Genomic DNA, 18,570 nt, shown 5'->3' with positions numbered 1-18,570 from the left:
TCGATGACGCCGCGACGCGGCCTGATTCGCTTCGCCCATCGCGGCGCCTCGGCGCTGGCGCCGGAGAACACGATCGCGGCTTTCCAGGAGGCGTACGACCGGGGCTGCGAGTGGATCGAGACCGACGTGCGGCTCACCGCCGATCAGGTCCCGGTGCTGCTCCACGACGAGCGGGTCGATCGGACCACCGGAGCCCGCGGCGAATTGGGCGCGATGTCGCTGCGGCAGGTGCTGCGCCTCGACGCCGGCAGCTGGTTCGGCCGCAAGTTCCTGGCGGAGCGCATTCCGACGCTGGACGAGGCGCTGGAATGGTCCCGCGGGCGCTGCGGCCTGAACCTCGAGCTCAAGGAGAAGAAGCGCCGCCCGGAGGCGATCCGGCAGATCGCCCGGCGCCTGGAGTCGCACCGGGCCCTCGACGCCGTGCTGATCTCCTCGTTCGCTCCGGGCGACCTTCTCGGATTTCGCGCCTGCCTGCCCCGGGTCCGTCTCGCCTGGCTCGCGTCCCGCGGCACCCGCGGCCTGAAGCCGCTGGTCCGGAAGGCGGGGCTCGCAGCGCTGCATCCCAAGGATCGGATCGTCGCGCCCCGCCTGCTGAACCGCTGCAGGCGCCTGGGCCTCGCCGTCCACGTCTGGGTCGTGAACCGTCCGGAGCGCCTGCGGGCGCTCGAGAAGATGGAAGTGGACGGGGTGATGACCGACGACCCCCGCATCTTCTCCTATGAGACAATGGGGCGGGAGGAAGGATGAGATCCTGGTCGGAGCTGAGCTGGGGCGAGAAGACGGCGCTGGGCCTGGGGAAGCTCCGCCGCTTCTACCTGGTCCATTTCCGGCCCGCCTACGTGGCCCAGAGCCTCGGCCGGCGGCGCGGCCAATGCGATCGGACCGGCGCCTGCTGCAACCTCCTGTTCGCCTGCCCGCTCTATGCCGCACGGCCTCTTCCCACCTGCCGGATCAACCGTCACAAGCCCAAGGTATGCAGGACCTTCCCTATCGACGAAAGGGACCTGCGGGAGCGCGACATCATCTCGCCGGAGGTTCCCTGCGGCTTCTCCTTCGCTCCGCCGCCCTCTCCCCCGGGCCGGGTCTTGCGAAATCATTAAAAATCTATATATTTGACCCGGCATCGGAGGAGACCGGCTTGCCCACTTCCGACATCATCCTGCACGAAGAGGACTACCTGGCCATCCGCGACCTGATCCAGCGCCTCCGCGCCGAGGCCAACGCCCGGGTCGTCTGTCTGGTGGATCGCAACGGACAGCAGATCGCCGCCGTCGGCGAGGTCGAGGGCCTCGACACCACTGCCCTGGCGTCGCTGGCGGCGGGAAACGTCGCGGCCACCGACAGTCTCGCCCGCCTGATCGGAGAGCGGGATTTCTCGGCGCTGTACCACGAAGGCGAGAAGGACAACCTCCATCTCTCGGTCGTCGGTGGCAAGGTGATCCTCCTGGTGATCTTCGGAGTGCGCTCCTCCCTGGGGTTGGTGAGGCTCCGCGTCAAGAAGTATTCGGGCGAGCTCGCCGAAGCGCTGGCGCGCATGCAGGCGCAGTCGGCGAAGGCGCGGAGCGGCAAGCTGGCCGCGTCTTCTCCGTTCGCCGAGATCACCGACGCCGACATCGACAGTCTCTTCGGGAACTGATCGCCTCGGGACCCTATGACCTTCATCAACTACGCGGCGCGCGAAATCAACTGCAAGATCGTCTATTACGGCCCGGGGCTCGGCGGCAAGACCACCAACTTGAAGTGGATCTACGGCAAGAGCAGCCCGACCAGCCGCGGCAAGCTCATCTCCCTGGCCACCGAGACCGACCGGACGCTCTTCTTCGATTTTCTGCCGCTCGACCTCGGGACGATCCGCGGCTTCAAGACCCGCTTTCATCTCTACACGGTGCCCGGCCAGGTCTTCTACGACGCCAGCCGGAAGCTCATCCTCAAGGGAGTCGACGGCGTGGTCTTCGTGGCCGACTCCCAGGCGGCGCGGATGGAAGCCAACGTCGAATCGCTCAAGAACCTGCAAACCAATCTGAAAGAGCAGGGATACGATCTCGCGAAGCTCTCCTACGTCCTCCAGCTGAACAAGCGGGACATGAGCACCGCGGTGCCGGTGGAGGAGATGAAGCGGCAGCTCGTGATCCGCAACGAGCCGGTCTTCGAGGCCGTGGCCCAGAACGGCACCGGCGTCTTCGACACCCTCAAGGCGATCGCCCGGATGGTCCTGGTCGAGCTCAAGAAGACGGCCTGAGGCGGCCGGCCGATTCTCCGCTCTCCGCGTCGCCAATTCCTTGATTCCTCTCGGCTTTTGACGTCCCCCGCGCGCTTTTCCCGGCGCCCCGCCCCAGCCCGCGCCCCCCGGGCGCCGCGCCCAACGATTCATTGACAACGCCGCCCGGCCTTGCCTATAATTCACGGTTCCACAGCAGGCAGAGGGAGCAGCATGTACGCCATCATCCGCTCCGGCGGCAAGCAGCACAAAGTGTCGAAGGGGGACGTTCTCAAGGTCGAGAAGCTCGACAAGAAGGCGGGCGAAAAGATCGAGTTCGCGGAAGTCCTTCTGGTGGGAGGCGACAAGGCGGGCGTGAAGGTCGGCCAGCCTTTGGTGGCCGAGGCGCGGGTCGTGGCGACCGTGGTGATCCAGGACAAGGCGCCGAAAGTCCTCGTCTTCAAGAAGAAGAAGCGCAAGCAGTACCGGCGGACCCGGGGCCACCGCCAGACTTACACCGCGGTGAAGGTGGAAGAGATCATCCTCTGAAGCGGGGCAGCCCTCCCCGACCCTGACAAAGGTTGACCCGATGGCACACAAGAAAGCAGGCGGAAGCTCTCGAAACGGCCGCGACAGCAACTCCCAGCGTCTGGGCGTGAAGCGCTACGGAGGCGAACGGGTTCCCGGCGGCTCCATCCTGGTCCGGCAGCGCGGGACGGTCATCAAGCCGGGCGCCAACGTGGGTCGCGGCAAGGACGACACCCTCTACGCTCGGGTCGAGGGGATCGTCGTCTACCGCGACCGGGGGCGCCTCGGAAAGTTCGTCAGCATCCAGAAAGCGGACTGAATCCCGCCCCGTGTTCATCGATCATGCGAAGGTCTTCGTCCAGGCGGGAGCGGGCGGCAATGGATGCGTCTCCTTCCGGAGAGAGAAGTACGTTCCGCACGGCGGCCCCGACGGAGGCGACGGAGGCGACGGCGGCTCGGTCTTCCTCGAAGTCAGCACCTCGCTCTCCACGCTGAGGACCTTCCGCTACAAGCGGCACCTGCGGGCCGGCCGGGGCCGGCACGGGAAAGGAAGCAACAAGGCGGGCCGGCAGGGGGACGACCTCGTGATTCTGGTCCCGGCGGGCACAGTCGTCCTCGAGGAGGACTTCCTCCTCGCCGATCTGACGCGACCCGGGACCCACTGGATGGCCGCGAAGGGGGGCCGCGGCGGCCGGGGCAATTCCCACTTCGCCTCGTCCACCCACCAGACCCCCTTGGAAGCGGAGCCGGGAGAGCCGGGGCAGGAGCGCTGGCTGACGCTGGAGCTCAAGCTGCTGGCCGAAGTGGGGCTGATCGGCTATCCGAACGTCGGCAAATCGACCTTGATCTCGCGGATTTCCGCCGCGCGCCCGAAGATCGCGGACTATCCGTTCACCACGCTGGTCCCGAACCTCGGGGTGGTGGACCAGGATGACGAGCGGACTTTCGTCGTGGCCGACATCCCGGGCCTCATCCGGGGCGCCCACGAAGGTCACGGATTGGGGATCCGCTTCCTGCGTCACGTCGAGCGGACGAAGATTCTGATCCATCTGGTCGATCCGACTCCCCTTCCGGGCCGCGACCCCCTGGAAGACTGGCGGACCATCAACGAGGAGCTCCGGGAATACCGCGCGGGGTTGGAGATGAAGCCGCAAATCGTGGCGATCACCAAGGCCGACACGCGACCCGCGCCCGAACGCTACCTTCCTCTCGCCCGGGAATGCGGCGCGCTTCACCTCCCGTTCCACGTCATCTCCGCGGTGACGGGACAGGGGCTCGAAGAACTGCTCGAGTCGATCTGGAAGCAGCTACAATCCTCCCGCGCCGGCGCCGCGGTCACGGCGCCCGAAGCGGCGACCACCCAAGGAGCAGGACGATCCGACTGACTCGCAAGATCGAATTGACCCTGAAGGCGGCGCTGGAGAAGAAGGCCGCCGACCCGGTGGCGCTGAAAGTCAAGGGGGCCTGCTCCTTCGCCGACGCGTTCATCATCTGCCACGGCCAGCAGAGCCGGCAGACGCAGGCGATCGCGGATGCGATCGAGGCGGCCCTCAAGCAACAGAAAGTCCTGGCGAGCCACGTGGAAGGGTACCGGACCGGGGAGTGGATCCTGATGGACTACTCGGACCTCATCGTCCACATCTTCACCCGGGAGCGCCGGGAGTTCTTCAATCTGGAGCGCCTCTGGGGCGATGCCCCCCGTCTGACAATCGCTGAAAAGCCAAAGAAAAAAAGGAGTTCCGGCTCCCGGCTCGGTTGACTTCGGCCGCCCGGGTCACCATATTCCCCTTCTGAGCCTGCGCTCTCGATCGAGGGGAATGGCGATGCCAAGCAGTCTGGGAAACAACGCTCTCACCTTGGTCCACTCCGATCCGGAGATGAAGCGCATCCTCGATCTGGCGGCCAAGGTGGCGCGCAGCGACGCCAACGTCCTGATCACCGGCGAAAGCGGCACCGGCAAGAGCCTCCTGGCCGCGACGATCCATCGGATCAGCCCGCGTGCCGCCGGGCCGTTCGTGACCATCAGCTGCGCCAATGTTTCGGAAGACCTCCTGGAGAGCGAGCTTTTCGGCCATGAGAAGGGGGCTTTTACCGGGGCCTCGGGCCGCCACATCGGCAAGTTCGAGCAGGCTCACGGCGGCACGATTTTCCTGGACGAGGTCAGCGAGCTGGGGCCGGGGCTGCAGGGAAAGCTCCTCCGGGTCGTCCAGGAGCGCAGCTTCGAGAGGCTCTCGGGCGACGAGACGATACGGGTCGACATCCGGCTCCTGGCCTCCTCCTCGGCCGATCTGGAAGCGCTGGCCCGTGAGAACCGGTTTCGGAAGGATCTCTACTACCGCCTCAACGTCGTCGCCATCCAGATTCCCTCGCTGCGGGATCGGGTCGAGGACGTGCCGGCGCTGGCGGGCCATTTCCTGGCGCTTTTCGCGCGGCAGCACGGCAGGGCGCCGCTGAAACTTAAGCCTGAAACTCTCGACCTGATGCGGTATCATACGTGGCCTGGAAATGTTCGAGAGCTGAAGAATGTTCTTGAAGGTGCGGTCATCGCCTCCTCGGGTCCGGAGCTGGGACCGGAAGATCTTCCGCTGAGCCCCGCCGCCCGGACCGAGACGGTCCTGAGGGCCGCGGGTCTCGGCATGGTGAGCCTGGAAAGGCTGGAGGAATCGTACATCCGTGAAGTGCTCCGGGTCTGCCGGAGCAACAAGACCGAAGCGGCAAGAATCCTGGGGATTAACCGCAAGACCCTGCTGGAGAAGCGGAAGCGGTACGGCATCCCCTGACAGAGGGGGCAAGGCATGACGAAGAAACAACAGGAGGTCTTGAGGAAGAAGCTCCAAGACAAACGGCGCGCCCTGGTCGCGGCCTACATCACCAACAAGAACTACGGCCGGGACACCGAAGACGGCGACACCCAGGACATCGCCGACAAGGCCTCCAACGCCTACACCAAAGAGTTCCTCTACTCTCTGAGCAACAGCGATCGCCAGATGCTGCAGATGGTGGACGAGGCGCTGGCGCGGCTGCGCAAGGGCGCCTTTGGCGTGTGCGTCGAATGCGGCGAGAAGATGATCCCCAAGCGCCTGGAGGCGGTGCCCTGGGCGCGGCATTGCATCTCCTGTCAGGAGCGCGAGGAGAAGGGCCTGCTCTGACGCCGGATAGCCGCGGAGTGCGAGGAGAACGTGAGGCTCAGGACCTTCTTCTTCATCGTCGCCGCCTCGGCCCTCGTCTTCGTCCTGGCCCTGCTCTACCGTCCCAACGCCGAAGTGCTCGGCGGCCACATCGCCCTGTCGCGTGATTTCTCCCTGCCGGTCTGGGCCGCCTTCCTTTTCGTCTCACTCGCGTCGATGGCCGTCCCCGTCGTCTTCGGCCTCCTCCGCGACGTCAAGCACCTCTTCGACAGCGTCACCCGCCGGCGCAGCGCGCGCCTGCAGAAGGAGATGGAGCGCCTCTACGTTCTCGGCATCGAAGCGATCCTGAGCGGACGGGAGGAGAGGGCGCTCGAGCACTTCAAGGCCGTCCTGCAGAGGGATCCCGGTCATTTCGAGGCCTTGCTGAAGTCCGGAGACGTCTGCCGGGAGCTGGGACGGACCCGCGAAGCGGTCGACTTCCACCGGCGCGCGCTGCGCTCCCGGGAATCGGATCTCCGGCCGCTCTTCGCGCTGGTCGAGGACTACGAGGGGATGGGGGACGCCGCCGCCGCCCGGGAATTCCTGACGCGGATCATCGAGAAGAAGCCGAAGCGGGCGCTGACCGCCTACCGCAAGCTGCGGGCGCTGCTGGCTCGCACCCAGGAGTGGGAGGCCGCGCTCGAGATCCAGCAGAAGATCGAGGCCCTCCTGGGCGAGGGGGGGATGAAGAAGGCCGACGAGCGATTCGCGCTCGGGATTCCGTACCAGGTCGCCTGCCGCCACGCCGGGGAGGATAGGCCGGGCGACGCGGAGGCGATCCTCCGCCGCCTGGTGAAGGAAGCTCCCGGCTTCGTCCCCGCTTCCTGGAAGCTCGGGAAGATCCTGGTGTCACGGGGCGAGACCGACGAGGCGATCGAGGTCTGGCGCAAGGGATTCGAGGAAACCTCCTCGCCCATCTTCCTGTCGACCCTGGAGGATTTCTTCCTGCAGATGGAGGAGCCGGAGCGGGCCATCGAAGTCTTCAAGCAGCTCTCCTGGAGGGCCAAGCGGGAGGTCGTCCCCCGCTTCTTCCTCGGAAAGCTTTACTATCGCCTGGAGATGCTGGACGAGGCCTTGGACGTTTTCCGGGCGCTCAAGTCGAGGCTCAGCTACGCGCCCACGATTCATTTCTACATCGCGCGAATCCTGGAGCGGCGCGGCGATCCGGCGCAGGCGGCGCGCGAGTATTCCCACCTTCTCAACCAGCTCGATCCGCTCCGGCTGGAATACCGCTGCAGCGCCTGCTCGACGCGCTTCTCCGCCTGGCGGGACCACTGCGAGACCTGCTCGGAGTGGAACACGATCCAGCTCGATCTCAAGGAGCAGCTCACCCTCGAGGAGATGGGGATCAGCTCCGCTCCCGTCTACAACGTGGAAACCGGCGACATCGCCTGATCTCCATCCCCGGGAGCGGCTTCACAGGCGGTCCGCCCGGGCCAGCTCGCGATCGAGGAGCTCCCGGATCTCCGCGGGCAGCCGGCTCCAATGCACATCCATCAACGCTCCCTGCAGCGCGTACAGGAGGCTCGCGGGGGCCGCCTGCCCGCTCCCCCGGATCAAGCGATAGGCCTGCACCGCGCCGACGCGCCGCAGATCGGCCTCGCACGCGATGCCGATGGCGTTGAGCCACCGCTCCGTCACCCGGCCGATGTTCTTCAAGCCCGAGAGCTCCGACGGCGGCGAAGACGATTCCTTCATGGCGCCCTTTCCTCCCTCTCGCTGGCGTCCCGTCCGGCGCGCGTCACTCGGCGCCCACCTCGAGGCTGCGGCGCTCCAGGAGCATCACGTCCCGCCATCGGCCGCGCGTCCTTCCCAGCTTCTCCCTCCTCCCCACCTCGCGGAAGCCGGCCCCGTGGTGCAGGGCGAGGCTCGCCCGGTTCTCGGGAAAGATGCCCGCCTGGAGCGTCCAGATCCCGTGACGCTCCGATTCCGCCACCAGGGCGGCGAGCAGCGCCCTTCCCACTCCCGCCCCGCGGTGCGCCTTCCCCACGTAAACGCTCACCTCCGCGACGCCCGCGTAGGCGCGCCGCTCCGAGATCGGACCCAGCGCCGCCCACCCGAGCAGCTCGCCCCCCCGGCGCGCGACCAGGCGGCACGGCGTCAGGTGGGAAGCGTTCCAACCGGTCCACTCCGGGACCTCCGTCTCGAAGGTCGCGTCGCCGGTGTCGATCCCCTCGCGGTAGATGGCGCTCAGGGCGGGGTAGTCCTCCGGCCGCATCGGCACGATCGTCCAGCTCATGGAGGAGTCCCCGGAGGTCCGGGGCGCGCGCGCCGCCGCGCGAGCCGCTCCTGAATCTTCCGTCGCCAGCCCGGAGCCAGGGACGCGACGCGGCCGGCGCGCTCGAGAAGCTCCGGAATCCGATCCTCGTCCGAAGCGATCAGTTCGACGAGCTCCCGGACCGACAGGGGGACCGGATCCCGCTCCAGCCGCTCGATCGCGTCGCCGGCGCCGACGTCCCCCTCCTCCAGGACCCGCAGGTAGAACCCGCTCCGGCCGCTCGCCATGAAGCGCCGCGGGAAGTCGGGAAGGCCCATCTTGAAGGCCAGCTTGTGGCACGGCAGGCGGGGCTGGCTCACCTGCAGGAGGGCGCTTCCCACGCGGAAGGCGTCGCCGATCCGGATCTCCTCCTCGAGCATCCCCTGCACCGTCAGATTCTCTCCGAACCATCCGTAGGGAAGATCCTCGCGACCCAGCTCGCGCCGCCACTGCGGATAGTGCTCGGCCGGATAGGCGTAGACGGCCATCTCGACTCCGCCGTGAACCCGCAGGTCGGCCTGACCGTCCCCCTCGAGGTGACGCTTCAGCACGCGCACCCGTCCGGTGACCGGAGCCTTGTAGATCCCGGTCCGCATCGGTCCCTCGGGAGTCATGAGCGTCTTCGGCTTGGAAACGCTGACCGACAGGAGATGCATGGTCCCCATCCCCGGCGGCCCCGAAGTACCGCTCACTCGCCGGAGGTTCCGGCGCCTCGTTCCGGCGGCGGAAGCTCTCTCCGGCTGCCGAAAACGAGGATGAAGCCGTCGAGGTCGCACACCCGGATCTCGCGCATCCCGTAAACCCGGTCCACCGGCCCCTCGAGGAGACGCGCGCCGCGTTCCTGCAGCTCCGCCGCCAGGACGTCGACATCCTCCACCCAGATGTAGGCGTCGGGATCGCCGCGCCGCGCCCCGGCCTCCACGCTCCGGTTGCCGCCGCTGCGCAGGTGCAACTCGACCTCATCCCGCGAGAGCAGCGCGAAGACGGGAGGGTCCTGAAGAAACCCCTCGATCTCGAACCCGAGGACGTCCCGATAGTATTCCGCGGCGCGCACGACGTCACACACGGCGAATTCAGGTGCCACGGCGAGGAAGCGCACCGGAGGAGCAAACTCGGCCATCAGGAACCCTCGCGGCGGATCAGCCGGCGCCCTTGCGATTCCCCCCCGAGCGCGCGGCCCCGGCGGCGCCGCGGGAGAGGCGGTGCAGCAGGACCGCGGCTCGTTGGGTCTGCACCGACAGCATCTTCAGATCCGCGGTCTCCTCCGCCGTGTGACCGCCCCGCCCCTTCAGACCGATTCCATCCAGGATCATCGAGACGACGCCGGCCACGAAAGAGACGTCGGCCGCGCCCGCCTCCATCGGGTCGGTGGCGGTGACCGGCCCAAATCCCAGGTCCCGGCTGGTTCGATCGTACAGGCCGAGGAGCCTGCGGTTCCCCTCGGAGGGCGCCAGCGGCGAGTAGGAATCCTTGAAATCGATCTCCGAGGAGGTTTGCGGCAGGTGCCGCGCCGCCACCTCGGCCATCGCCGCCTTCGCCTTCCGGAGCTGCGCCGGCGAGAGAGCGCGCAGATCGCCGGTCACGACCACCCGCCCCGCGACCACGTTGCTCTTGCCGGAGGCGGTTCCGCGGATTCCGGAATCCTCCAGCTCCGCGAGCGTGCCGCCCAGGAGGATACCCGGACTGAAGGTCAGGTAGGGCTCGCCGGCGAGCCGCTTCCGGAAGCCGTCCAGCGCCCGGGCGGCCTCCAGGATCGCTCCGGCGCCGATCTCCTTCCGGAAGATTTGCGAGGAGTGGGCCGCCTTCCCCGTCGACCGGAGCACCCAGCTGCTCGATCCGCGGCGGGCGACGACCGCCGACTGGGGCTTGCCGTCGCCATCCTCGAAGCCGAGGGCGGCCTGCGCCCCTGGGGCGGCCCGCACGAGCGCTTCGCGAGAGAGATCGATCGGCTCTCCGGGATTCTCCTCGTCCCCGGTCAGGACGACCGTCACCGCCAGGCCATCGAGGCTTCCCGCGGCGCGGAGCGCCTTCAGGGCCTGCAGGAGGATGACGTCCCCTCCCTTCATGTCGATCACTCCCGGGCCGCGCGCCTGGTCGCCTTCCAGACGCTCGAATCGCTGGAAGGAGCCGTCCGCCTCGAAGACGGTGTCCAGATGGCCGATGAGCAGGACGCGAGGACCGGAGCCGGCTCGCTCGGCGAGGAGGTGGCCCGCCCGGTGGAACGCCTCCCCTTCCACCCAGCGCGTCTTGAAGCCCAGGGCGTCGAGCTCGGCCCGGAAGAGGGCGCCGACCTTCCGTACTCCGGGCAGGTTCAGGGTCCCGCTGTTGATGTTGACCGCCCGCTCGAGGAGCGCCTCCGCCTCCTCCGCATGCTGCTCGACCCAGCGCCGGATCTCCCGCTCCTCCGAAGAGATCGCCGGCGCCCGCAAAGCGGCCCGGGCCGGCCCTCCGGGAAGCGCGGCGGCGGCGAGGCCCACCGCCATCAGCGGCCAGGCGAGGACTCGAAGGGCGCCCGGACGGCGGAGGTCGATCATTCTCCCTCGTGGCGCGCGGCGCGCCGTGCGCGGCTCTCAGGCTACAAGCCCGAGACGATCTTGGCCTTGATCGACTCGTATTCCGAGTCGCTGATGAGCCCTTTCGCGAGCATCTCCCGGGCGCGCGCCAGGCGCGCCGCCGGAGTCTCCCCCGGCGAGGGCGACGCCAGGCCTTCCGGCGCGATCGCCGCGCCCCCGATCGCGATCCCCCCGCTCTTGGCCCGGAGCTCCTCGATCTCGCGGACCCGCCGCCGTTCCCGCCACGCCTGCTCCTGCGCCTGGCAGATGCGGTAGACCGCCGCCGCCGGCTCCTTGCGCAGGCCCTGGATCGTGATCGACCGCGTCCCTTGATCCGCTCCCGCCAGGTCGGCGCCGCGCGCCGCCACGAGCAGCAGGTCCGCCCCGACGATTCCGACGTCCAGGCTCACCTCCTTCAGGTCCTGCCATCGGATGTCCTGGGGCTGGTAGCCGCCGAGCAGGCGCCTTTGCAGGATGATGAGCCGGCCGGTGGTCGCGCCGACGACGACTCTCCGGTGCGTGAGCGCGAAGAGCCGGTGCTGCGCGGCGCAGGCTTGCAGCCCTTCCCCCTCCACGAGCAGCCCGCGAAGATCGGCGAGAGCCGCCTGAAGACTCGGGGATTCGTCGGCCAGCGTCTGCGCCAGGGTCGGATCCGTTTGGCTCACCGTGCGGTCCTCGCGGGAAGAGATGGCCTCAAGGAGCGGCCCCGGCGTCGGAATCCGGCCGGCGCGCGAGGGCGGTCGGTCCCGCGTCCAGGAGCCTGGGGCGGCGCTGGGCGCAACTCTCGAACCGCATCGTGGTGAATCCGCTGGGCACCGCCGCCGGAGCGAGCCGGCAGAGATTCTGGCTCTTCGCCCGCTCGTCCAGCAGCGCGTCCCGTACGAAGGCCACCAGGTTGTTGAACTCGTCCGAGGTCAAATCGACGGGCGTGCTCAGCAATGGGTCGAGCCTCGCCAAAACCGGCTCGATCGGACCGCGGCGGAGGGTGAGATCGGCGTCCACGCCGGCGAGCACCGGATCGTAGCGCGGCGCGGAATCGAGCGGCTTCAGGTGGCTGCGAATCGCCTCCTCGAGCGTCGTGAAGGCGCCGTTGTGGAAGAACGCGGGCTGCAGCGCGGCGTTGCGCAGCGGCGAGGTCCTGAACTTGTACCGATCGGCCGGATCGCCGGTGATCTGCTCGAGGCCGAAGTCCTCGTCCCTTCCCGGGCCGTCGAAGATCACGTTCCCCGTTCCCACTCCGAAAACCGGCGCGATCTGGGGGACGCCGGCGACGTGCATCTGGAAGTCGCTGAACATCTCGTTCGAAGCGCCCGACACCGCATGGCATTGGGAGCAGCGGCCCTTGCCGAAGAAGACCAGGGCGCCCCTCTTCTGGGGAATCGTCATCGCCCGCGCCTCGCCGCGCGCGAAGCGATCGACCGGCGCGTCGGCGAAGACGAGCGTGAACTCGAACTCCGCCACGGCCCGCCCGAACATCGTGAAATCGATCGGCCCGCCGGCTGCCACCTCCGGAAAGAGGTTCCCGAAGAGCTGGCGGTAGGCGGCCGAGGCGTTCAGCTCGGCGAGGAGAGTCTGGCGAATCGGCTCGTTGCGGAACCCGCTGGCGTCCGGAGGCGGCACGACCCTTCCGAGGCCGTCGTCGAAAGCGTCGAACTCCGGGCCGATCGTCCCGCGCGTTCCCGTGAAGCCCGCCACTTCGACCAGCTCCGTGGGCGGGATGTGGCCCTGGGCGATGAGCAGGTGCGTGACGACGGGATCGAAAGCGGGGAACTTCGCGGCGCCTTCGGGGGCCGGAAACAGGTAGCCCGCCGAGTTGTCGAAGGGATTCCCCGAGGGGGCGGAGAACCGGCCGTTCCACATCAGATTGGGATAAAAGGCGGTGTTGGCGGCCGTCGGAGTCCGCCGCTGGTTGCGCGGCCCCGAGCGATTGGGACCGACGAGATTGTTGTTCTGAACCCCGATGGCGATCGATTGGCTGTCGCCGAAGCCGTTGCCGGGCGAATGGCAGCCGCCGCAGGTATTGTCCGAATGCAAGCCTCCCGCTTTGTCGAACCAGAGCAGCCGCCCGAGATCGGCGAGCTGCGGGTTGACGGGACGCCCCAGGCGAGCCTCGAGAGTCGATTGCACCCTCCCCGTGAACCCGGCCCGGTCGAGCGCCTGCTGGACCTCGCGATCGAGATCGGGGGACGCGGCGAAGGTCGACAGGGCGCCACCGATGAAAGCGACGAAGACGACGAAGGATGAACGGATTGCCCGGCTCATGACGCCTCCTGGCGCTTCGGGGTGGAATGAACCGATGGGCTTGGCCCGCGCTCGACGCGACCGACGCTTGAGGCCGCGATCCCCGTCGGCCGGCCTCGCGCGAGGCGAATGGCCCGTTACGTCACAACCGGAACACGCAAGCGGATCGGGCGTGACTATACGCCCGTCGCCCCGCCGGGGACAAGCGCCCGTATCGCGCCATCTAAAATGTAACCCGGGCGAGATACGTCGCGCCATTTAGGCTGTAACCCTCACCGAAGGGGGTTGCATCGTGAGCCACACGGGCAACCGACAGGCATCCCGGGCCGAGAAGCAGCAGAGCCTGGACGAGTTCTGTCGATCCCCGCTCCCTTTTCAGGCAAGCCGGAATCGGGCGCGCGCCCGGAGGGCCGAGGCCACGCTCTCCACTCCATCGCGGCGGCGCCGGTTGACGGCGCGCGGGCAGATCTCTTACCCTGCGGGCCTCGTTCGCGCCCCCGCCCGCGGGCTTCCGCCCCCCTGCGACGGCCTTCGAAGGATGTTAGACTGACGGAACCGCTCCCCGCTCGCGGCTCGACCGGCAAAAGGATCCTCATGACGCGCATCGCCAACCGAAGCGTCCTGCCGCTGGCGCTCATCATCCTGGACGGGTGGGGGTACAGCGAGCGCCGCGAATACAACGCCGTCGCCAACGCCGACGCCCCGCACCTTCGCGACCTCCTGGCGTCCTACCCTCACACCCTCCTGAAAGCGTCGGGGGAATCGGTGGGACTCCCCAGCGGAGTCATCGGGAATTCCGAAGTGGGGCACATCTGCATGGGCGCCGGCCGGATCGTCTACCAGGACCTGAGCCGCATCAACCGGGCGATCGAGCTGGGCGAGCTCGGCCGGAACGAGGTGCTCGCGAAGCTGTTCGCGTCGATCCGCGAAAGCCAGGGACGCCTTCACCTGATGGGCCTGCTTTCCGACGGCGGCGTGCACAGCCATCTCGACCACCTCAAGGCGCTCGTGCGTCTGGCGCACCGTCAGGATTTGGAGATTCTCATCCACGCCTTCACCGACGGGCGGGACACGCCGCCCCGCTCCGGGATCGGCCTCCTGCGCGATCTCGAATCGGCGCTCGCGCGGGAGGAAGCCGGCGCCGTGGCGACGATCGCAGGGCGCTACTACGCCATGGACCGGGACAATCGATGGGACCGGACGGAGAAGGCCTATCGGGCGATCGTCCGCCGGCAGGGAGAGGAGTACGACTCCGCCGAGGCGGCCATCGAGACCCAGTACGGCCGCGGCGTCACCGACGAGTTCCTCCTTCCGTCGGTAATCCGGATCCGGGGAGATGCGAGCCTGGGAGCCGTCCGGGACGGCGATGGCGTCCTTTTCTTCAACTTCCGCGCCGACCGGGCGCGGCAGCTGACCCGGGCGTTCATCGAGGACGGTTTCGATCGGTTCGATCGGGACCCGCGCCCGCGGCTCTCCGCCTTCGCGGGAATGACGCGCTACGATCGCACCTTCGCGATTCCCGCCGTCTTCCCGCCCCAGAACGTGGAGGGGAGCTTCGGCCAGGCCCTCTCCGCGGCCGCCATGCCGCAGCTTCGCCTGGCGGAAACGGAGAAGTACGCGCACGTCACCTTCTTCTTCAACGGCGGCGAAGAGCGAGCCTACGCGGGCGAGGAGAGGATCCTGGTCCCCTCCCAGAAAGTGGCCACCTACGACCTCAAGCCCGAGATGAGCGCCGCGGAAATCGCCCGCGAGCTGATCCGCAAGGTGGGAGAGAAGAAGGACCTGGTGGTGATCTTGAATTTCGCGAATTGCGACATGGTCGGCCACACCGGAGTCTATCCCGCCACGGTCGCCGCCGTCGAGACGGTCGACCGGTGCGTGGGCCAGGTGGTTGGCGCCATCCAGGAGAAAGGCGGCACGGCCATCATCACGGCCGACCACGGCAACGCCGAGCAGATGGTGGATGAGGCAACCGGCGAGCCGCATACGGCCCATACCACCAACCCCGTTCGCCTGCTCGCCGTGAGCGAGCGGCTGAAAGGCAAGAAGCTCCGGGAGGAGGGATTGCTCGCGGACGTCGCGCCCACCCTTCTCGAGATCCTGGAGCTTGAAGCTCCGACGCAGATGGAGGGCCGATCCCTGTTCGAGGGGTGAGGCCTTGGCTCTCGAGTCCTTCCGGCGGCTCCTGCTACCGCTCGCCGCCATTCTCCTGCCGGCCGATTGCCTGGTCTGCGGGAATCACCTCCCCGCCGAGCACGACGGGGGAGTCTGCCTGGCCTGCTGGAAGTCGTTCGGCAGGCTGAAAGGTGCATGCTGCCGGCGATGCGGCGATCCCGTCTTCGTCTTCGAAGACCCCGTTCCCGCCCCCGCGTTCCTGTGCGGCGAATGCCGGCGACGCCCGCGCGCCTTCGATCGCTGCCGCTCCGCGGGGATTTATGACGGGGCGCTGAGAGAGGCGATTCACAAGGTCAAGTTCGGCGGGGAGACGGCCCTGGCGAAGAGCCTCGGACGCTGGCTGGCGCGCTCGCTGCCGGGCGAGGCGTCCGAGGCCGACCTCGTGGCGCCGGTGCCCCTGCACCCGAGCAAGCTGCGGGAGAGGGGCTTCAACCAATCGGCGTTCCTGTCGGCCGCCGCCGCCGCGGCCGCGGCGCTGCCGCACCGGCCGAGGCTGCTCACCAAGACGACCCCGACGCGATCCCAGACGGGCCTCGGCCGGAAAGAGCGGCGGCGGAACCTTCGCGGGACTTTTTCGCTCGGGCCGGGCATGGCGGTGGCGGCGCGGGACGTCCTCCTGGTGGACGACATCTACACGACCGGGTGCACGGTGGAGGAATGCGCGCGAGTGCTCAAGCGCGCCGGGGCTCGCCGGGTGCGGGTGCTCACTCTCGCTCGGACGGTCCGCTGACTGAGGCGGCGGGAAACGTGAGGGGATGGATCAGGAAGCGGAATACCGCCGGAGAAAACGCCGCTTCTCGAATTGGGCGATCGGCGAGTACGCGCCTCCCCGCCTGAAATAGCTCTCCCAGACGTTCAGGAAGAGAAGCAGCCGCTCAAGGTTGTCCTTCGGGACCCAGACTCCGTGATTGTTGATGCAGGAGTAGATCGCGACGCCTGAAGACGAGGTGTAGTTCACCGGCTTGAGAATGCCGATGCACCAGGGGCACTTCACGATTCTCTCCTGCTCGGCCGGCTCGAGCCGGTAGCTCGGCTTGAAGCGGGTGGCGTTCTCCACCGACTTGACCGGCAGTCCGCGCCGGGCGCTGTCGATCAGCTGCTTGAGGCGTCCGTCCTCCAGCCAGATGCCCCCGCAGTTCAGGCACATCTCGATATCGACGCCCAGGTACTGCGTCTCCCGAAGCCCACCCCCGCACCCCGAACAATACAAGAAGCCCCCTCGGTCGAAGAGGGGGCTCCCCGGGATCCCCCTCTCCGCTCTGGCTTACGGCGCACCCTCGCTGATCCCGGCAGTGTGTCCCTGGATATACGTCGAGAATCCTTGTCCAGCAAGGCTTTTCACGAGAGCTCTTGAAAAGTCCCGGCGCCCTGGACCATAATTCCGGGTCGTCAATTTTCCAACGTCGAGTGAGGCGACCATGAGCCAGGTCCTGATCTTTCCCGCGCGCCGCCCGCTGCTGCCGCGCCGCGGCGCGGGAATGCGATGGGTCGCCGCCGCCATCCTCCTGTGCTTCACGGCCGCCGTCCTGGTCACGACGATCGCCTCCATGGCCAGCTACTGTCTCACCAGCGACACCTATTCCCCGCGGCGCGGCCTCTCGTTCTGAATCAGGCTCGAGCCTCGCCGCAGCGGGCGAGCGCCGGACCCGGCCGGCTGTGGGGGGCGCCGGGCGTGGCGTCGGAAGGTTTGACGGCCCGCCGGGCGCGGATTATCATCGGTCGTCGTCGGCGTCCGGCCACGCACGCCGGCTCCTGCTCCCCCGCCCCCGCGGGGCGTTCCGTTCATCCAAGGAAGAGGTGAATCCGTGACCAAGAGTTCCCCTTGCTCCCTCCTCAGGAGGCCGGCCGTCCTCGGCGTGATGGCCCTGGCCGTCCCGGCGGCTCTTTGGGCCGCCGCGGAGTCCAATCCGCCCATCAGCGTCTTCTTCGAGACCCAGCTCCCCTATTACTACCAGGGGGATCCCCTGCCGGTGGCCGTGACGGTGAAGAACGTCTCCGAGCGCACCGTGGACAACAGCAAGGGGCTGGACCTCCTGGGCGGGACGCAGTTGGAGGACGCGCGCGGCGTGCGGTTAAAACCGGCGGAGGGGATTTCCTCCCTCATCACGCAACCGAAGAGCCTCGAGAAGAGCGCCTTCTTCGGACGCGTCCTGACGGTCAACGAAATCTTCCCGGCGCTGCAGAAGCCGGGGAACTACAAGCTGTCGTGGAAGGGCGAAGGGGCGAGCGGCAACGAGCTGATCCTCCACGTGGTGGAGCGCTACGATCCGAAGAAGGATTATCGCGCCAAGATCGACACCGACTTCGGACCGATCGTCATCGAGTTCGAGAAGGAGGCCTCGCCCCGCCACGTCCGGAATTTCATCGACCTGACGAGGCAGGGCTTCTACAACGGCAACCAGTTCCACCGCATCCTGCCGGGAGTCGCCATCATCGGCGGATCGCCGACCGGAGATCCGGCCGGAGGCGCGGGGTACAACCTCGACCCGGAGCTCTCCGAGCAGCCTCTGACGGCGGGGACAGTCGTCCAGGTCCGCAACCGGCAGACCGGGTCGATGGATTCCGGCTCGAACTTCATGGTCCTGGCGATCTCGAAAGCGGATCTCCGCGGGCGGGTCACGGTCCTGGGTCACGTGGTGGAAGGGCTCGATACGGTGAAGACGATCTGCCAGGTCCCCACCCTGCGCGAGTCGACCGAGCCGGCCGGCAGCCCGGCCCGGCCGGCGAAGCCCGTTCTGATTCGCCGGATCAGCCTTTCGGACGTGACGGGCCAGTCGGCCGAAAAGGCGGCGGCGCGCAAGCCCGCGAAACCGGGAGCGGACAAAAAGAAGAACTAGTGTCGCGTCTCAAAAACCATGTTACATTCGGCCCCCGATCCATCCCGGCTCGCCGCGTTGCGCCTCGCTTGCGTACCGCCTGGGGTACGCGACGCTCTGGCGCGCTTTGCGATCCGGGCGCCTCGGCGACCTCGGTGTTAACATGATTTCCGAAACGCAACACTAGGCGGGATCGACCCGGATCCCCAGCAGCCGGGGGGGCGTCGAGTCGACTCCCTCGGCTCCCTTCACGTGGAAGTAGAACTCGTCGAAATCCCGCCCTGCATGGTAGACGCGGCAGTTTCCCTGGCCGTCCCTCAGCAGAATGCGGAAGACTTCCCACACGACGGTGGGGGAATGCTCCGGGATCGGGACGGGGACGCGATAATAGTTGTCGTGCGGCCTCGGGCCGCCGCGCTCCCACCGTCCCACGGAGGCCAGGTCGCGGTTCTCCCGGGAGCGGCACAGAGCCCGGATCTCGGCCACTCCCGATTGCCGATCGAGAGCGCCGATGTTCAGGACGACGCTTTCGCCCGCCCGGACGCTGAGCAGCCCCTCTTCCATGGGGAACGCTTCGATCGAGCCCGTCTTCTTCGTCATGCGATCATTTTCATGAGAGATTGTCCCGAGAGACCGC

General features: G+C 67.8%; 24 protein-coding genes. 15 read left to right on the top strand and 9 right to left on the bottom strand.

What is annotated here, in order from left to right; genetic code table 11:
- The first annotated feature begins 3 nt into the window (after positions 1-3).
- The 11 genes from VGR67_15250 (at position 4) to VGR67_15200 (ending at position 7,287) form a co-directional block, all read left to right on the top strand.
- Positions 4-747, top strand: coding sequence for a glycerophosphodiester phosphodiesterase family protein (locus tag VGR67_15250; protein HEV8337770.1), 744 nt, complete (start codon positions 4-6; stop codon positions 745-747).
- Positions 744-1,100, top strand: coding sequence for a hypothetical protein (locus VGR67_15245; protein ID HEV8337769.1), 357 nt, complete (start codon positions 744-746; stop codon positions 1,098-1,100). Before VGR67_15250 ends, VGR67_15245 begins: the two co-directional genes overlap by 4 nt.
- A 38-nt stretch (positions 1,101-1,138) precedes the next feature.
- The gene (locus VGR67_15240; GenBank protein HEV8337768.1) at positions 1,139-1,636 is read left to right on the top strand and encodes a roadblock/LC7 domain-containing protein; all 498 of its coding nucleotides are present in this window, start codon (positions 1,139-1,141) and stop codon (positions 1,634-1,636) included.
- A gap of 15 nt (positions 1,637-1,651) precedes the next feature.
- Positions 1,652-2,239: a GTPase domain-containing protein gene (locus VGR67_15235; GenBank protein ID HEV8337767.1), complete on the top strand. Its 588-nt coding sequence runs from the start codon at positions 1,652-1,654 to the stop codon at positions 2,237-2,239.
- 192 nt (positions 2,240-2,431) lie between these two features.
- Positions 2,432-2,746: a 50S ribosomal protein L21 gene (gene rplU / locus VGR67_15230; protein HEV8337766.1), complete on the top strand. Its 315-nt coding sequence runs from the start codon at positions 2,432-2,434 to the stop codon at positions 2,744-2,746.
- Between the two features lie 40 nt (positions 2,747-2,786).
- Positions 2,787-3,044, top strand: a complete 258-nt coding sequence (gene rpmA / locus VGR67_15225) for a 50S ribosomal protein L27 (GenBank protein ID HEV8337765.1) — start codon at positions 2,787-2,789, stop codon at positions 3,042-3,044.
- A 10-nt stretch (positions 3,045-3,054) separates the two neighbouring features.
- A complete protein-coding gene (gene obgE / locus VGR67_15220; GenBank protein HEV8337764.1) occupies positions 3,055-4,110 on the top strand; it encodes a GTPase ObgE in 1,056 nt (351 codons plus the stop codon).
- 14 nt (positions 4,111-4,124) lie between these two features.
- A complete protein-coding gene (gene rsfS / locus VGR67_15215) occupies positions 4,125-4,484 on the top strand; it encodes a ribosome silencing factor (protein ID HEV8337763.1) in 360 nt (119 codons plus the stop codon).
- A 64-nt stretch (positions 4,485-4,548) separates the two neighbouring features.
- Positions 4,549-5,505 carry a sigma-54 dependent transcriptional regulator gene (locus VGR67_15210; GenBank protein ID HEV8337762.1) on the top strand — a complete coding sequence of 319 codons (957 nt, stop codon included), beginning with the start codon at positions 4,549-4,551 and terminating at the stop codon, positions 5,503-5,505.
- 15 nt (positions 5,506-5,520) lie between these two features.
- Positions 5,521-5,874 carry a TraR/DksA family transcriptional regulator gene (locus VGR67_15205; GenBank protein HEV8337761.1) on the top strand — a complete coding sequence of 118 codons (354 nt, stop codon included), beginning with the start codon at positions 5,521-5,523 and terminating at the stop codon, positions 5,872-5,874.
- Positions 5,875-5,904: 30 nt separating this feature from the next.
- A complete protein-coding gene (locus VGR67_15200) occupies positions 5,905-7,287 on the top strand; it encodes a tetratricopeptide repeat protein (GenBank protein ID HEV8337760.1) in 1,383 nt (460 codons plus the stop codon).
- Positions 7,288-7,308: 21 nt separating this feature from the next.
- On the opposite strand, the gene VGR67_15195 is transcribed toward VGR67_15200, so the two are convergent.
- From VGR67_15195 to VGR67_15165, 7 genes are read right to left on the bottom strand one after another with little or no spacing between them, the layout of a single operon-like run.
- Positions 7,309-7,590: a TfoX/Sxy family protein gene (locus VGR67_15195; protein HEV8337759.1), complete on the bottom strand. Its 282-nt coding sequence runs from the start codon at positions 7,588-7,590 to the stop codon at positions 7,309-7,311.
- Positions 7,591-7,633: 43 nt separating this feature from the next.
- Entirely contained in the window at positions 7,634-8,131 is a 498-nt protein-coding gene (locus tag VGR67_15190; protein HEV8337758.1) for a GNAT family N-acetyltransferase, read from the bottom strand.
- A complete protein-coding gene (locus VGR67_15185) occupies positions 8,128-8,805 on the bottom strand; it encodes an MOSC domain-containing protein (protein HEV8337757.1) in 678 nt (225 codons plus the stop codon). The genes VGR67_15190 and VGR67_15185 overlap by 4 nt, the downstream gene beginning before the upstream one ends.
- A 32-nt stretch (positions 8,806-8,837) precedes the next feature.
- Positions 8,838-9,269, bottom strand: a complete 432-nt coding sequence (locus VGR67_15180) for a glyoxalase superfamily protein (GenBank protein ID HEV8337756.1) — start codon at positions 9,267-9,269, stop codon at positions 8,838-8,840.
- Between the two features lie 19 nt (positions 9,270-9,288).
- Positions 9,289-10,683, bottom strand: coding sequence for a M20/M25/M40 family metallo-hydrolase (locus VGR67_15175; protein HEV8337755.1), 1,395 nt, complete (start codon positions 10,681-10,683; stop codon positions 9,289-9,291).
- A 41-nt stretch (positions 10,684-10,724) separates the two neighbouring features.
- Positions 10,725-11,366 (bottom strand): SHOCT domain-containing protein, encoded by a 642-nt coding sequence (locus VGR67_15170; protein ID HEV8337754.1) that lies wholly within the window; start codon positions 11,364-11,366, stop codon positions 10,725-10,727.
- A 28-nt stretch (positions 11,367-11,394) separates the two neighbouring features.
- On the bottom strand, positions 11,395-12,963 hold the full coding sequence (locus tag VGR67_15165) for a cytochrome c peroxidase (protein HEV8337753.1): 1,569 nt from the start codon (positions 12,961-12,963) through the stop codon (positions 11,395-11,397).
- A 573-nt stretch (positions 12,964-13,536) separates the two neighbouring features.
- Here VGR67_15165 and gpmI point away from each other — a divergent pair.
- The gene (gene gpmI, locus VGR67_15160) at positions 13,537-15,096 is read left to right on the top strand and encodes a 2,3-bisphosphoglycerate-independent phosphoglycerate mutase (GenBank protein ID HEV8337752.1); all 1,560 of its coding nucleotides are present in this window, start codon (positions 13,537-13,539) and stop codon (positions 15,094-15,096) included.
- A gap of 4 nt (positions 15,097-15,100) precedes the next feature.
- Positions 15,101-15,847 carry a ComF family protein gene (locus VGR67_15155; protein HEV8337751.1) on the top strand — a complete coding sequence of 249 codons (747 nt, stop codon included), beginning with the start codon at positions 15,101-15,103 and terminating at the stop codon, positions 15,845-15,847.
- Positions 15,848-15,877: 30 nt separating this feature from the next.
- On the opposite strand, the gene VGR67_15150 is transcribed toward VGR67_15155, so the two are convergent.
- The gene (locus tag VGR67_15150; protein ID HEV8337750.1) at positions 15,878-16,327 is read right to left on the bottom strand and encodes a zf-TFIIB domain-containing protein; all 450 of its coding nucleotides are present in this window, start codon (positions 16,325-16,327) and stop codon (positions 15,878-15,880) included.
- A gap of 208 nt (positions 16,328-16,535) precedes the next feature.
- On the opposite strand from VGR67_15150, the gene VGR67_15145 reads away from it, so the two are divergent.
- Together VGR67_15145 and VGR67_15140 are read left to right on the top strand one after the other, a co-directional pair.
- On the top strand, positions 16,536-16,724 hold the full coding sequence (locus tag VGR67_15145; GenBank protein ID HEV8337749.1) for a hypothetical protein: 189 nt from the start codon (positions 16,536-16,538) through the stop codon (positions 16,722-16,724).
- Between the two features lie 198 nt (positions 16,725-16,922).
- Positions 16,923-17,954: a peptidylprolyl isomerase gene (locus VGR67_15140; protein HEV8337748.1), complete on the top strand. Its 1,032-nt coding sequence runs from the start codon at positions 16,923-16,925 to the stop codon at positions 17,952-17,954.
- Positions 17,955-18,116: 162 nt separating this feature from the next.
- Here the strand turns inward: VGR67_15140 and VGR67_15135 are convergent, their stop codons facing one another.
- Positions 18,117-18,533: a hypothetical protein gene (locus VGR67_15135; protein ID HEV8337747.1), complete on the bottom strand. Its 417-nt coding sequence runs from the start codon at positions 18,531-18,533 to the stop codon at positions 18,117-18,119.
- Positions 18,534-18,570: the final 37 nt, after the last annotated feature.

Source organism: Candidatus Polarisedimenticolia bacterium, from assembly GCA_036004685.1.
GTDB lineage: Bacteria > Acidobacteriota > Polarisedimenticolia > Gp22-AA2 > AA152 > DASYRE01.
Note: the sequence above shows the minus strand (reverse complement) of the source record. Positions and strands in the feature narration are given on the sequence as shown.

Coding starts and splice junctions, on each gene's coding strand:
- VGR67_15250 (HEV8337770.1), top strand. CDS start 4: ATGACGCCGCGACGCGGCCTGATTCGCTTCGCCCATCGCGGCGCCTCG.
- VGR67_15245 (HEV8337769.1), top strand. CDS start 744: ATGAGATCCTGGTCGGAGCTGAGCTGGGGCGAGAAGACGGCGCTGGGC.
- VGR67_15235 (HEV8337767.1), top strand. CDS start 1,652: ATGACCTTCATCAACTACGCGGCGCGCGAAATCAACTGCAAGATCGTC.
- rplU (HEV8337766.1), top strand. CDS start 2,432: ATGTACGCCATCATCCGCTCCGGCGGCAAGCAGCACAAAGTGTCGAAG.
- rpmA (HEV8337765.1), top strand. CDS start 2,787: ATGGCACACAAGAAAGCAGGCGGAAGCTCTCGAAACGGCCGCGACAGC.
- VGR67_15210 (HEV8337762.1), top strand. CDS start 4,549: ATGCCAAGCAGTCTGGGAAACAACGCTCTCACCTTGGTCCACTCCGAT.
- VGR67_15205 (HEV8337761.1), top strand. CDS start 5,521: ATGACGAAGAAACAACAGGAGGTCTTGAGGAAGAAGCTCCAAGACAAA.
- VGR67_15195 (HEV8337759.1), bottom strand. CDS start 7,590: ATGAAGGAATCGTCTTCGCCGCCGTCGGAGCTCTCGGGCTTGAAGAAC.
- VGR67_15190 (HEV8337758.1), bottom strand. CDS start 8,131: ATGAGCTGGACGATCGTGCCGATGCGGCCGGAGGACTACCCCGCCCTG.
- VGR67_15185 (HEV8337757.1), bottom strand. CDS start 8,805: ATGCATCTCCTGTCGGTCAGCGTTTCCAAGCCGAAGACGCTCATGACT.
- VGR67_15180 (HEV8337756.1), bottom strand. CDS start 9,269: ATGGCCGAGTTTGCTCCTCCGGTGCGCTTCCTCGCCGTGGCACCTGAA.
- VGR67_15175 (HEV8337755.1), bottom strand. CDS start 10,683: ATGATCGACCTCCGCCGTCCGGGCGCCCTTCGAGTCCTCGCCTGGCCG.
- VGR67_15165 (HEV8337753.1), bottom strand. CDS start 12,963: ATGAGCCGGGCAATCCGTTCATCCTTCGTCGTCTTCGTCGCTTTCATC.
- gpmI (HEV8337752.1), top strand. CDS start 13,537: ATGACGCGCATCGCCAACCGAAGCGTCCTGCCGCTGGCGCTCATCATC.
- VGR67_15145 (HEV8337749.1), top strand. CDS start 16,536: ATGAGCCAGGTCCTGATCTTTCCCGCGCGCCGCCCGCTGCTGCCGCGC.
- VGR67_15135 (HEV8337747.1), bottom strand. CDS start 18,533: ATGACGAAGAAGACGGGCTCGATCGAAGCGTTCCCCATGGAAGAGGGG.